Annotated in this window: 17 protein-coding genes; 1 reads left to right on the top strand and 16 read right to left on the bottom strand. The window is 57.2% G+C overall.

The features are described 5' to 3' along the window. Positions 1 to 312: 312 nt before the first annotated feature. The 10 genes from ACR0NA_RS12015 to ACR0NA_RS11970 all read right to left on the bottom strand — a co-directional run bounded on the left by ACR0NA_RS12015 (position 313) and on the right by ACR0NA_RS11970 (position 5,710). Positions 313 to 810, bottom strand: a complete 498-nt coding sequence (locus ACR0NA_RS12015) for a hypothetical protein (RefSeq protein WP_480729171.1) — start codon at positions 808 to 810, stop codon at positions 313 to 315. 339 nt (positions 811 to 1,149) lie between these two features. Then, entirely contained in the window at positions 1,150 to 1,419 is a 270-nt protein-coding gene (locus tag ACR0NA_RS12010) for a hypothetical protein (RefSeq protein ID WP_480729169.1), read from the bottom strand. Beyond that, positions 1,416 to 1,862, bottom strand: coding sequence for a DUF5681 domain-containing protein (locus ACR0NA_RS12005; RefSeq protein WP_480729166.1), 447 nt, complete (start codon positions 1,860 to 1,862; stop codon positions 1,416 to 1,418). The genes ACR0NA_RS12010 and ACR0NA_RS12005 overlap by 4 nt, the downstream gene beginning before the upstream one ends. Positions 1,863 to 2,011: 149 nt before the next feature. Continuing rightward, the gene (locus ACR0NA_RS12000; protein ID WP_480729165.1) at positions 2,012 to 2,536 is read right to left on the bottom strand and encodes a hypothetical protein; all 525 of its coding nucleotides are present in this window, start codon (positions 2,534 to 2,536) and stop codon (positions 2,012 to 2,014) included. After that, the gene (locus ACR0NA_RS11995; RefSeq protein ID WP_480729163.1) at positions 2,536 to 2,745 is read right to left on the bottom strand and encodes a transcriptional coactivator p15/PC4 family protein; all 210 of its coding nucleotides are present in this window, start codon (positions 2,743 to 2,745) and stop codon (positions 2,536 to 2,538) included. The genes ACR0NA_RS12000 and ACR0NA_RS11995 overlap by 1 nt, the downstream gene beginning before the upstream one ends. A 100-nt stretch (positions 2,746 to 2,845) precedes the next feature. Beyond that, on the bottom strand, positions 2,846 to 3,214 hold the full coding sequence (locus tag ACR0NA_RS11990) for a hypothetical protein (protein ID WP_480729160.1): 369 nt from the start codon (positions 3,212 to 3,214) through the stop codon (positions 2,846 to 2,848). After that, positions 3,211 to 3,381, bottom strand: coding sequence for a hypothetical protein (locus ACR0NA_RS11985; RefSeq protein ID WP_480729159.1), 171 nt, complete (start codon positions 3,379 to 3,381; stop codon positions 3,211 to 3,213). Before ACR0NA_RS11985 ends, ACR0NA_RS11990 begins: the two co-directional genes overlap by 4 nt. A gap of 118 nt (positions 3,382 to 3,499) precedes the next feature. Further along, entirely contained in the window at positions 3,500 to 3,697 is a 198-nt protein-coding gene (locus ACR0NA_RS11980; RefSeq protein WP_480729156.1) for a MerR family transcriptional regulator, read from the bottom strand. Between the two features lie 76 nt (positions 3,698 to 3,773). Next, positions 3,774 to 4,547: a hypothetical protein gene (locus tag ACR0NA_RS11975; protein WP_480729154.1), complete on the bottom strand. Its 774-nt coding sequence runs from the start codon at positions 4,545 to 4,547 to the stop codon at positions 3,774 to 3,776. Continuing rightward, positions 4,544 to 5,710: a tyrosine-type recombinase/integrase gene (locus tag ACR0NA_RS11970; RefSeq protein ID WP_480729152.1), complete on the bottom strand. Its 1,167-nt coding sequence runs from the start codon at positions 5,708 to 5,710 to the stop codon at positions 4,544 to 4,546. The genes ACR0NA_RS11975 and ACR0NA_RS11970 overlap by 4 nt, the downstream gene beginning before the upstream one ends. A gap of 347 nt (positions 5,711 to 6,057) precedes the next feature. Here ACR0NA_RS11970 and lptF point away from each other — a divergent pair, with 347 nt between their 5' ends. After that, the gene (lptF, locus tag ACR0NA_RS11965; protein ID WP_480729150.1) at positions 6,058 to 7,197 is read left to right on the top strand and encodes an LPS export ABC transporter permease LptF; all 1,140 of its coding nucleotides are present in this window, start codon (positions 6,058 to 6,060) and stop codon (positions 7,195 to 7,197) included. A gap of 65 nt (positions 7,198 to 7,262) precedes the next feature. Here lptF and ACR0NA_RS11960 read toward each other — a convergent pair whose 3' ends face one another. The 6 genes from ACR0NA_RS11960 to ahbB (ACR0NA_RS11935) are packed head-to-tail and all read right to left on the bottom strand — an operon-like array spanning position 7,263 to position 12,236. Further along, positions 7,263 to 7,424 (bottom strand): hypothetical protein, encoded by a 162-nt coding sequence (locus tag ACR0NA_RS11960; protein ID WP_480451299.1) that lies wholly within the window; start codon positions 7,422 to 7,424, stop codon positions 7,263 to 7,265. 58 nt (positions 7,425 to 7,482) lie between these two features. Beyond that, positions 7,483 to 9,126 carry a cytochrome D1 domain-containing protein gene (locus ACR0NA_RS11955; protein WP_480729149.1) on the bottom strand — a complete coding sequence of 548 codons (1,644 nt, stop codon included), beginning with the start codon at positions 9,124 to 9,126 and terminating at the stop codon, positions 7,483 to 7,485. Beyond that, positions 9,101 to 10,315: a heme d1 biosynthesis radical SAM protein NirJ gene (gene nirJ / locus ACR0NA_RS11950; protein WP_480729145.1), complete on the bottom strand. Its 1,215-nt coding sequence runs from the start codon at positions 10,313 to 10,315 to the stop codon at positions 9,101 to 9,103. Before nirJ ends, ACR0NA_RS11955 begins: the two co-directional genes overlap by 26 nt. 3 nt (positions 10,316 to 10,318) lie before the next feature. After that, on the bottom strand, positions 10,319 to 10,801 hold the full coding sequence (ahbB, locus tag ACR0NA_RS11945) for a siroheme decarboxylase subunit beta (protein ID WP_480729143.1): 483 nt from the start codon (positions 10,799 to 10,801) through the stop codon (positions 10,319 to 10,321). Next, positions 10,798 to 11,250, bottom strand: coding sequence for an Lrp/AsnC family transcriptional regulator (locus ACR0NA_RS11940; RefSeq protein WP_480729140.1), 453 nt, complete (start codon positions 11,248 to 11,250; stop codon positions 10,798 to 10,800). The genes ahbB (ACR0NA_RS11945) and ACR0NA_RS11940 overlap by 4 nt, the downstream gene beginning before the upstream one ends. Then, positions 11,247 to 12,236 carry a siroheme decarboxylase subunit beta gene (gene ahbB, locus ACR0NA_RS11935; RefSeq protein WP_480729138.1) on the bottom strand — a complete coding sequence of 330 codons (990 nt, stop codon included), beginning with the start codon at positions 12,234 to 12,236 and terminating at the stop codon, positions 11,247 to 11,249. The genes ACR0NA_RS11940 and ahbB (ACR0NA_RS11935) overlap by 4 nt, the downstream gene beginning before the upstream one ends. Positions 12,237 to 12,239: the final 3 nt, after the last annotated feature.

The raw sequence follows: 12,239 nt of genomic DNA, 5'->3' as shown, positions 1-12,239 counted from the left end.
TCTTAATCCCACTGACACAATCAGGCCATGCTGTGGTCATGGCCCGTGCCTATCTCGAAGGTGCGGCGCGTCTTGAAATACAGATTGCGATTTCAACGAGGGGGTACGAGTAAGGCGCGTCGCAATCCTGACTGTCGGGCGGGCTTGTTTGGTTTGTACGGTGGCAGACAAATCCGACACAATGTCGGGTGAGGAAAGGCACCACAACGGCCCGTCAACGACATTGGGGTGTTCTTAGGATCCTTCCGGCTGCGATACTCAGTCCTCCACAGTCTCTTCGCCTCTGCAGAGCGCCAATTAGTACGTTGTCATTCAAACTGGGACCTGACAGTTCGATACAGTATGGTCAAGAATAACTGTGCCATCCGGAGCGTAGAGCACGTTCCTAAACTTACCGCCAGCATGCACGAATTTGCCAAATTGCTTTAGCTCTGGGTCAAAACAAATGAATAGCTTAAATAGCTCTTCCAGGCCACCGGGATCTGAGCGCCTACTTTCCGAAAAGTTCGCTAAATGTTGTTCGGGGACTTCTTGAGAAATTACTAGAACACTCCCGTCTGCTTTCACGCTTTTTAACACAAAGCCATCTTCGCTTTTCGAACTGAGTTCGGTGTCAAGAATTTCTGCATAGGAATGTGCTACCATGCACAGTCTTTCACCGTCGCATACATCCGCGAAACGCATTAGCTCCTTGGGTTGCTGTGCGTTCGGCTCTGATTGAGGAGAAGGCGATTGCGCACAAGCTCCGACAGACAAGGCCGCAACAAATACGAAAATAATCTTAAAGCCAATATTCATCACAAAGCCCATTTTTCGCTCGAGATGAAACCTATAGCCAAAGGTGAGCGACGCACAATCCTAACTCACTTGAATTCCCAGAATAGAGAACAGAGTAAGCTACCGTTGCTTAGTATTCATGCGTGCACCCCGGGTCGCCTGCTGTTTCGTGCAACGTGTTTTAACAAGAGGTCCAAATCGCCGTACCAAGACAGCGCGGAGCTTTCTAAGTCCGGTCCCTGCAACGCGATGACGATGAATGGTTTGGGAAGGCCGCTGGTCACAGGGTCAACGCCTGAGCGTTCGCCATCGTCGCTGAGACCTGCGGGGATCTTGACGATTGCTGTGTTTGGCTTTGCGCCGCCCAAATTCCTAATCACCGCATAGCCCGTATCTCTTCTTGGCCTCTGGCCATGACATGTTACCAATCTGGCTCATTCGCTTAGAGAAATCGTCCGTGCTTTCACGCTTTTCGCGTTTGAAGCCAGCAACCATGCGTGGTCCCCAGATGATTTGCGCCGTTACAATTTCTTCGTCCTCACCTTCGCTGGGCGGGGCTTCATAGATAAGTACGCTAATAAAGACCTCTGCGAGACCGCCCCGGTTGCTTTCCAAGTTATTTACTCTTGATTTCAAACTCATTCTGCTGCCTCCAATGCTGTGATCCTGCGTTCAAGCTCTGTCGTCTCCAGCACCCGTCTGTATTGCTCAACCAGCCCCATGACGGTTGCGCCTTCCAGCGGAGTTATCTCTCCCTCCGAAACCGCCTTCAGCACCGCCTGCGAGGCTTTTGAGGCCTCGCCAGCATTGCTGATTGGCGGAAGCTGAAAGTTAACTGGTGCGTCTTTCCTCGCGGGTGCTATCCGCTCAATGCAGAGACGTAGGGCCGTGCTGTCGCCCTCAAGAGCCATTTCAACAGCCTTCTGCGTGATTGCCTCAGACTGGCCCTCAAGCAATTCCTCAACTGCTCTCGTGACTCGGTGCCGTGTTCCCCTTGGCTTGCCGGGGTTGCCAGTGGCGAAGGTGCCGTCTGGGTTTCTCTCGTCCGAATTCGTTCCGCTTTTTCGGTCAGATTCATCCGCCATTGCTCATGCCTCGTTATGTTTGATTGTTGGTGTGAAAGGTGTCTGTTTCCCCCAGACCCCCTGGTAGATTAAGGATGTCTTAAAAATTGAGACGTGCGAGCGGTGAAAATGGCCGTTTACGTCTTCAAAATTGCGACGTGCTGTCTTCATTATTGAGACGTCCCTTGCTTACACGTCTCAAAATCTAAGACGGTCACGTCTTCAAAATTGAGACAGGGTTTTGTTTTTCCGCCTTTGCCTGTGGGGTTGTGTGCAGCAGCCTTGTGAACACTGAAGTCATTACCAGGAGCCCACTGCCGATAGAGCTTTCGCCCGCCCCTGCGGTCTCCGTGGGGCAATTCGATTTCGGTAAGTTCGTACAAGGGGGATCGGGCCTCACCACCAAGACCAAGCTGAGCGGGTTTCGTGACCACAAGGAAGCCTTTGGCTTGCAAGTCGTGGAAACCGCGTGCAGCGGTGTTTAGAGCCACCCCCAGAGCCTCTGCCGCCTGCCTGACGCTAAACTGTATCTTCCCGTTGTTGTTTGCCTGCGGGCCGCGCCATTCCAGCTTGAGCCACGGGTACAACGCCTGAGCTACGGGGGAGAGAGCCCGCCAAGCGGGTTCCTCCATTGTATAGCGGATCATCTTGGCAAAATGCTCCCCGCGTTGTTCGTTTCGTTTGCCGCGTTTCATCATGCGCCCCCGTCCTGCGCGACCTGAGCCAGAGCGCGTTGAATGTCCGGAAGCAGGGTGGCGTTCAGCGCCACCCCCTTTTTGCTTGGCCGCTTATCTCCGTCATCTGACGTGAACCAGACACGGACACTGACGACGTCATGACCCTTGTATTCCTGTCGGGACACGCGGAGTTCTTCACGGGAGTTTTTCTGGATTGTCGCCGTCATGGCCGCGCCTCCCCATAGTGCAGGGCTGCAATCAACCGGGCTGCCGTTTCTGACAGGCCGTGCTTGCGGCGCAGGGTTTGGACTTGAAGGTTATAGGCACTCATGAGAGCACCTCCCGCCCGTCAATTCGGGTCACCTTACTAACCAGTCGAAACACGCCGTAAGTCATGCGCCCTGATTCCGGGTCATTGCTGTAGCGGTCGGTTTCGATTTGCACCCGTTTCTCATGGCGCAACAAGCTCACATAGTGACTGATCCGGCACCGGCTGGCGCAGTAGACGGGTTGCGTCCGCAATGCCTCCAATACACGTCGCAAGTTTCGGTCTGCGTGAATGACATGGCTTTCACCATCGCCGTTAGAAACCTCGTACTGCGCCGGTTCTGTCAGGGCGTTCAGATCCGCCCAGCGTGTCACATACAGGGTGTTGGCAGGCTCTTTGGTCGGGGCTTTTGAGGTGCGATCCGTCATTGACCTGCCTCCACATTCACGCCGTACCAGTGCAGCGCCACAATAGGGCATTCACGCAGCCTCGCGCGTGGCGGTTTGTTGTCGTTGTCGTGGATGAACACCGACACGGCACCAAACAGGTTTGCCGGGTCGTAGTGAGAGTTAATTGAGTGATATTTCAAGCTCATGCTCATGTCCTCAAGCTTGCGCTTTAGGTCAGAACACGTTACATTTCTTGCAGTCATGCCACCGACTGAAAACGAAATGCCCCGTGCCCATGCTTGACCCATGGTGCGCGGGTTTCGTTTAAGCGGCTGTTGGATTGACGCGATTCTTACTGAGCCAATTCAAGACATCCTGACCGAGATAAAGGACGCGGCTACCGGACTTGATGTAGGCCGGGCCTTTCCCGTCGTGACGCCACTGCGCTAAAGTCTGAACAGCGCCAACAACACGCATTTCAGGCGCAGAAGAAGGGTAGTAGCTTTCTGGGTTAATCTTCATAATCAGCACCTCTGTTTATCTCGGGTACTGAGAGATTATTTCGCTATATATGGGACATCAGGGGGCGATGTCTCAACTATTTACGGTCGCCGTTGTGGCGATACCAAAGCTTACTGTTGGCTTTCGGGCTTGTGCCTAAGCCGTCTTTTTCTTTTGCGAACCGAGCGGCGTCAGATACACTCTGCCCTCCCTCAATTCGAGCCTGCATATTGGCAAGCACCTCCGCTGTTCGACCAATGTGCGCTTTGGCCGTCTGCTTGGCCCCAGCCGCCCCGCCAGACCTAACCTTGTTCCCAAGTTGCGCACTGTGTTCGTGTGCAAACTTCATATAGAACTCGCATTCAAGTCGCCCTAACTCGACGGCGCATTGCGTCAGCAATGCTATTTCTTCTGGTTGCTGGGGGCTGGATTTTATCAGAGATGACTTTACGTCTATCTGCGCTAGTACGATTGACATTCGCGCTGCATACCAAAGCTCCGAATGGTCCTCTGATGGACAGTGCCAAAGCGCCGCCAAAATATATCCCGCCTCATCTAAGGACTCGATATGGTTTACACCTTTGGCAATCGCTAAATTCCAGTCCACAGGATCAAGCACACAATCAGGGTCAATCATACTGAGCGGTGATGGTAATCCGTGACGCTGAAAAATGCGCCGACAGGTATCCTCAATGTCCCGCCTCAGGTTCACTATCGGGCGCGCTGGGTCCATCCGAACCGTGGCGGGCACCTTTTCACCCGCCCGCACTTTGCTTGAATTAGGGCCATCATATAGCGTTTCTTCGCGCCGGTAGTTCGTAATGCCAGAGCCAACGGCCACAACTTTTGGGGTATTCTCGCTGTTGCTCATAGTCGCACAACGTTTCCGGCAATATCTGATTGAGCGGCACCGCCTACTGTAGCCGCCAGCACCTCTAACGCTTCGCGCTTTTCGTCCCGATACGTTGCGCGGTCATAGATTGCCGTCACACTGTTGTCAGAGTGGCCTAAGACACGTTCCACAATGAACCTGTTCGCCTTTCCGGCATCATTGCCGGTAGTCATCAATGTGGCCGCTGTACGTCTGATATCGTGATATCTCCAATCAGACGTCTCGGAGTTCTTTTGCAGGAGCGCCTTTAGTTTCGATCCCGGCCAGATTGGCCTATCTCCGGTCGTGGTAAAAACGTAATCTCCGCGCCGCTTAACGCTGGCAATAAGCGCAGCCAATGCTTTGGATAGTGGAACCTCGTGGGCCGTAGCACTTGCAGTATGCGTGGCTTTCACCTTGTCCCTCGGGATTGTCCACACATCGCCTTGTATCTCGTCATAGCGCATCTGAGCGACGTTGCTGATCCGCTGAGCGCTTAGCATGAGGGCCTGAGTAAAGGGGCCGAATGGATAGGGTATTTCACAGGCAGTTGCATAGAGCGCAGCCCATTCATCACCTGATAGAACCCGGTCCCTAGAGCCAGCCTTAGCCCCCACTTTGAGTTTTTCCCAAGGATTGCTCTTAATCATCTGTTCTTCGGCGCACCATGACAAGAATGGGCGCATATAGCTGACTACTGCGCCAGCCCGGATCGGAGACGATTTCTTACTAACGTAGGTTCTCAGATCCTGCCCATGATGAAACGAAAGGTCCGTTGCCCTGACGTGGCCGACACGATCCTTAACCCAGGTATCCCAGACTGATTGTATGTCGTGCCATGTGCGCATTTCATATTCGCGGGCTACTTTGTAGGCGTCGAACAGGTCAGCTACTGTTTTCGTGCCAATATCCACGTGCATTGTATGGGCCTGCTCCTTGGCTTCTTCAGCCTGCTTGCGAGCCTCTTTCACGCTGATTGCAGGGAACATGCCAAGACGCTCACGGTGGCGACGCTTGCCACGCGGTATAACAACCTCCCAGACCTTTTGACCGCGCTTTCCAACGCGCAGCACCAAGCCTCGCACAATCTCGTCCCGAACCTCGTACCCCTTGTCCTTCGGCTTCAGGTCTGCGGCTTTGCGCTCATTCAATCGGAGTTTCATTTTTTGTGCGTTTCTTGTGCGTTTTGTGCGTTAGGTGGCGATACGTGCCAATATACCGGGTTATATAAACCCTGCAATTACATAAGAGTAGATATGAGTGTGTATCGGCAAATATTAAAGACCCACGAACTCCAAAACCGTAGGTCGCGGGTTCGAACCCTGCTGCCCCTGCCATCAGGATCAATCGCCAACACGCTGATCCGGTCCGTTTCCTTATCAGTCCGTTTCCTTATCAAAATGGCGCTCAACATATTTCTTATGTTTCGCTTCAGCCGTGCAATCGCGGTTTCCTCCCGGGTTCGAATGACATAACATCCGCGGAAACCCTGGCGACCGGATGGAGTCACATGTCGCGTTTCGATGGATACTTCCTGCGGCAGCTGCTTGTTCTGTTCGGATTTTTCACACTGGTTCTGGTGGGTGTGTTCTGGATCACCCGGTCGGTCAGCCTGTTCGATCATGTCATCAGCGGCGGCCAGTCCGCGATGGTGTTTCTCGAATTCACTGCATTGACCCTGCCGACGCTGATCCGAACCGTCATGCCGATGGCGGTGTTCGCGGCAGCTGTTTATGCGACCAACCGACTGAGCCGAGAAAGCGAATTGACGGTGATGCTGGCAACCGGCAGCAGCCCTTTGCGGCTGGCCCGTGCGGTGTTCCTGTTCGGCCTCTTTTCCGGGTTGATGATGGCTGTCATCAGCGTCTATCTGCGGCCGGCGTCGGTTCTGCAACTTGAGCAGCGGCAGGCCGAAGTCGCCGGAGATGTCACTGCCCAACTGCTGAACGAGGGCGAGTTTCTGCACCCGACGCCAGGCGTTACCGTCTATATCAGCAGCATAGATCTGGATGGAACTCTGCACGACGTTTTCGTCTCGGACGGGCGCGACAAGCTGCACCCGGTCAACTATTCCGGAACGACCGCCTATCTGGTCAACAGCGACACGGGCTATAATCTGGTTATGCTGGATGGCGTCGCGCTGCGCCTCGACCGTCAGGGAAGAACCCTGTCTTCAACCCTGTTCGAGGATGTGACATTCGACATTTCCGAGCTGACCGACAGCGACGACGGTCACACACGCAGCCTCGAAGCCATCCCGACATCCGAGCTCATCTGGGATCGCGCGGCAGTGGCCGAGGCTGACAAGTTCAGCCAAGGTGAACTGATCGAGGAACTGCACCAGCGGTTTTCCTGGATTGCCATCTGTATCGCCGTTGCACTGGTTGGCTATTCAACGCTGATGCTGGGCAGCTTTTCCCGCTTTGGTCTGTGGCCGCAAATTCTGACAGCCTTCACGATTCTGGTTGTGCTCGAAGGTGTGCGCGGATTCGTGGCATCGATCGTAATCGATCGCCCGAGCCTTTGGATATTGCTTTATTTGCCCGCAATTTTTGGCATTTCCGTATCCTGCCTGTTTTTTGCATTCGCCGGGCGTCCGCTGATCAAACGCAGGGATCGGAGTGGTAAGGCCTCTTTGTCTCCGGTCTGACCGGTCGGTCCTTGAGCCCCTTCGCGTATACCCGATCAAATTGTGACACAGAGTTCTGAACGCGCCTAACCGTCCGCCTCGTCCATCAGCCCGCGCAGCCAGCGCCCCGCCAGCCATGCCGCCGGGATGCCCAGCGGGATTGACCACAGGATCGCAGGCACCGGCCGGATTGCCCCGAACCCTGCACTATGGGCGATGAGCCCGACAAGAAACAGATTGATCGCCACGGTCAGCGCCGACGCCGGGTACAGAAGGAGGGCCAGTTTCCAGACTGGCCACCGCCCTTCAGTGGCTGGTGCCTTCCGAGAAGGTGATTTTGTTCCAGACATTGTATTTCCCCGAAGGTTTACGCATCGGCAGCCGTCGGATCTCCTCCAGCGTCTGCGCATCATAGATGATCACCGCGCCGTCATCTTCCCAGATCGACACCAGCGCACGGCTGCCATCGCGGGTGAACTCCACATGCGCCACGGTCTTGCCGGGGGCGGGGCGCAGCGTCTTGACGATCTCAAGGCTTTCCTTGTCGATCACATGCATGGCGTCCTTGTTCGGGCCAAAGAAGACGTCTGCCCAGACATAAGGCGAATTCTCGTGGCTGCGCATGAAGAAACCCGGGCCCTCGGTCGTGATCCGCTTTACCGTTTCCCATGTGCCCATGTCGATGACCGACACGGTTCCATCCGTCAGATGCGGTGTCGCCATCACAGTCGTGTCACCACGTTTCCAGGTGATACCCGACCCCAGATGCGGCATGCCCGGAAGATCCAGATCGGCAACTTTCTGGCCGATGACCAGATCGATGACCTGACCGCCTTTGCCGTCACGAGAGGCGCCCATGACGTACTCATAGCTCTGGTCGAAAAAGAAATCGTCCAGATAGTCAGGCGTTGTGATCTTGCGCACCGGGAAGGGGTCGGGGTTCTTGAATTGCCCCTCAATACGAAAGTCATGACCCAACCCGGACTGAGGTGGATTAGCTCCGTAAAACACCTCCCAGATTTCCGGAACGTCCTTCAGCGCCAGCACAAAGCTTTCACGCGGCGGCGCCTGATATACGGCCGAAACCCGACTGGGCTTGCCCTTCTTGCCCTTGACTTCAACAACCTTGGCGACCGCCAGATCGTCGGTAGACAGCAGTGTCAGAGAGTTCGGCAGATAGTTCGCAACAGCCAGCCATTTGCCATCCCCCGACATGGCGATGTTGCGGCTGTTCAGCCCGGCCCGGACCCGCCCAACCTGCTTCAGCGCCCAGATGTCGTACTTCTGAACCCAGCCATCGCGGGACATGATAAAGACATACCGCCCGTCGGGGCTAAACTTCGGCCCGCCATGCACGGCAAACGGCGTCTCGAAACGGTCCAGAACCTCAAACGTGTCACCATCCAGGACACTGACGTGATGATCCCCTGTTTCCACGACCAGTGTAATATTCATCGGATCGCTGGCCCAGATGGGGGCGTCGACAGGGGCATAACCCTCGTCCAACGTGCGGCTGGCCATGATTTCGGCCTCACCCCAAACAGGATCGGTTTCCAGCGGGGATTTCAGCCAACCGGCCAGTTCCTCGATCCGCAAGGCGTCCAGTTCATGGGAAAAGGCTGGCATTTGCGTGGCCGTCCGCCCGTCGGCAATCACCGCCGCCACCCGTGGCCCGCGCATCCGCTTCAAGGTCTCAGGGATCAGCGCCGGTCCAACTCCGCCAAGCCGGTTCTCACCGTGGCAGGCGGCGCAATGTTCGGCATAATCCGCCGCCGGATCGGCCTGCACCGCTGCACCGGTAGCCGCCAGCGCCAGACCTGCCAGAAACAGGCCAGCTCGCCGCTTTCTCTTGCCGGAAATATGCCCGCCGGAGGCTCCTTTGCCATCCACCGTTACAACGTCAGAGCGATGGGCATTGGCGGGTTCAAAAGAACTGATGCGCCGGATCATGGCTTTTCCCCCGGAATGGCGTGACCTGCAGACGTTCCCCCGCATCGTTCACACCAATTTCTTCGTTCGAAAGATAACAGGCCGGGTCCTCGGCCCACGGATCACCGGTCACCTGCAAGGCGCGGATGCGGGTGTTGCCACCACAAACATCCTTCAGCTGGCAGGCGCCGCACCGCCCCTTCAATGGGCGAGGGCGGGTGCGCAGCAGGGACAGCATCCGGTCTTCCCCGGTCCAGAGCTCGGAAAACGGCGTCGTCTTGACGTTGCCCACGGTGTAATCCGACCAGTAGGTATCGGGATGCACCCGGCCCAGATTGTCGATATTGGCCACGCCCAGCCCGCTGGAATTTCCGCCCCATGCCGCCAAGTGCTCACGCACATGCGCGGCCTTCTCATCATCGAACTTGTCGCGAACCCAGTTCAGGAAATACCCCGCATCGGCATCGTTGTTGCCCGTCACGATATCCAGGGGCCGCCCGCCCGAAGCCGCCTCCCACGCTCGCTCTAGCAGCAGGTCCATACCCCTGCGGGTGCGCTGATGTTCGGCATCCTCGCCACGGTTCTTGTCTCCGCGCCCGGCATAGACCAGATGGCTCAGATAGAACTTGTCCACCCCTTCATCGTCGCACAGCTTCAGCAGATCGGGCAGGTGATGCTGCGTGCCTTCGGTCAGGCAGAACCGCAGCCCCACCTTGATCCCGCGCTTCTTGCATTCCCGCACGCCGCGCAGGGCATCTTCAAAGGCGCCTTCGACACCCCGGAACCAGTCATTCGTGGCCCCGATCCCGTCCAGCGAAATCCCGACATAGCTGAAACCAACTTCGGCAATCCGATCCGCAGTTTCGCCATGGATTTTCGTGCCATTGGTCGATAGCGCCAGCATCGGCACCAGTTCCCGCGCACGACCGGCGATATCGAAGAAATCCGACCGATCCAGCGGTTCCCCACCCGAGAGGATCAGGGCCGGGACGCGAAAGTGGCCCAGATCCTCAAGGGTTTTCATGGCTTGCTCATGGCTGAGCTCGCCGGGAAAAGCCACATCCGCCGAAACGGTGTAACAATGGCGGCATTTCAGGTTGCAGCGCCGTGTCAGATTCCAGATCACCACGGGTTTCACCGGTCCGGGGCGGCGTTTGCGCACCGGGGTCGGCTCGACCAGTTGGTGCATGTATTCGGTCAGGCGGAACATGTCTCAGCCTTTCTTTTTCAGTCGCAGCCCGGTCTTTTTCAGGATGCGTGTGGAATAAAGGATATCTTTGGCCCGGCAGGCATCGCCCAGAATGGCCGTGATCTCGGCCCGTTTTTCCTCGACCTCGTCCCGGTCCGAACCATGGACCATGGCAAACAGGTTGTAGGGCCAGTCGGGCAGGGCGCGGGGGCGTTCGTAGCAATGGGTGACAAAGGGCAGTGCGCCGATTTGTGCGCCCAGTTCGGTGATGCGGTTGTCCTCCACATCCCAGACGGTCATCCCGTTCGAGGTCATGCCCAGCTTGTAATGGTTCGGCGCGGCAGCGATGCGGCGGATCACACCGCGCGATTTCAGTTCGGCCAGCCGGAACAGCAGGGCATCCTCGTCCATCCCAAGGTCATCGGCCACAGCAGCATATGGTGCAGCTACCAGCGGCAAACCGCCTTGCAGCGCCTCGATAATCTGCCTGTCTCTTGCGTCGATCATGCCGCCACCCGGAAGCCGATGAAAAATTCCTGAAGTTTGGGGAAACGGAGAACTTCAATCCCCGTTTCCCGTTCGATTGCATCGGCGGCGGCCGCGATCCCCTCGGGCGTTTCGGTGGCCAGCACGAACCACATGTTCAGCCGGTGCGTACGTTCATAATTATGCGCGACCTCCGGATGCGCATTGACTTTGGTCAGGACGGATTCGAATTCCCCCGCAGGGACCGCCATAGCGCACAGGGAGAAGGCGCCGCCCATCGCCGCGGCGTCAAAAAAGGGACCAAAGCGAGTGATCACCCGATCCTCTTTCATCCGCGCCAGCCGTTCCAGAAGATCGCATTCGCTGATGCCCAGCTCAACGGCCACCTCAGCATAGGGGTGCGCCGTCAGCGGCAGATCATCCTGCATCCGGTTCAGGATGGCGCGGTCGGTTGCATCCAGTGGTGTCATGCGGCCACCTCCTTGGGCTTGATCAGCGCGCCGGTCTGTTTGAAGCAGCGGGTCGAGAACAGCACCTTGTGCTGCGCCCCCTCCAGTTCCGGCAGATTGGCAGCCTCGCCCAGAACCTCGCGCGCTTCGGGGCGCGAACGGGCATGGATCATGGAATACAGGCGATATGGCCAGACCCCCTCGATGGGTCGGCGCTCGTAACACAGCGTCACGCCCGGATGGGCGGCCAGCGCCGGCCCGGCGCGGTCGATCTGCTCGGCAGGAAGATCCCAGACCACCATCGCATTGGCCGACCATCCCAAAGCGCGGTGGCGAACGATGACGCCAAGTCGCGAGATGATGCCCGCCCGATGCAGAACATCGATGCGCTCCATAACCTCGGCCCCGTCGCGGCCCAGCGACCGGGCCAGAGACAGGAACGGATCGACTACCAGCGGCAGGCCCGAGCTCAGCGCTTGCAACAGATCACGGTCACCCGGCTGCATGACCGAGCGGTCCACTTTTCGCGCATTCGGGACGTTCCGAGTGCCGCCCGACATGCGAAACCCGAGATCCACGTTGAAAGGCCGCACCAGCCGCAGGTCCAGAACACGCAACCCCGTGCGTTGCCCGATCCGCGACAGGGTATCATCCACATGCGCGCGATCCGGCCCGGTGGCCACGAACCACAGGTTCCAGGCATCTTCGCGCTGATAGTTGTGGTTTACGCCCGGCTCGGAATCGATCAGGGCCGCGATCTCTTCGATACGCTCTTCTGGTGCGGCGACGGCGGCGAGTGTGCTGGCCGAGACGGCTCCGGGCGCGATTGTGGCGCCGACACGGGTGATCCGCCCCGCCGCGCGCATCCGGGCCAGCCGGTCCAGCACATCGTCCTCGCTCAGCTCCAGCGTATTGGCCAGAACCTGAAACGGGCGTTCAACGACCGGAAAATCGCGCTGGAAATCATCCAGCAGCCGACGGTCGATCGGGTCGGTAATATGGCACATGAA

This window comes from Ruegeria sp. C11, assembly GCF_056537725.1.
This window is presented reverse-complemented; position numbering and strand designations above follow the sequence as displayed.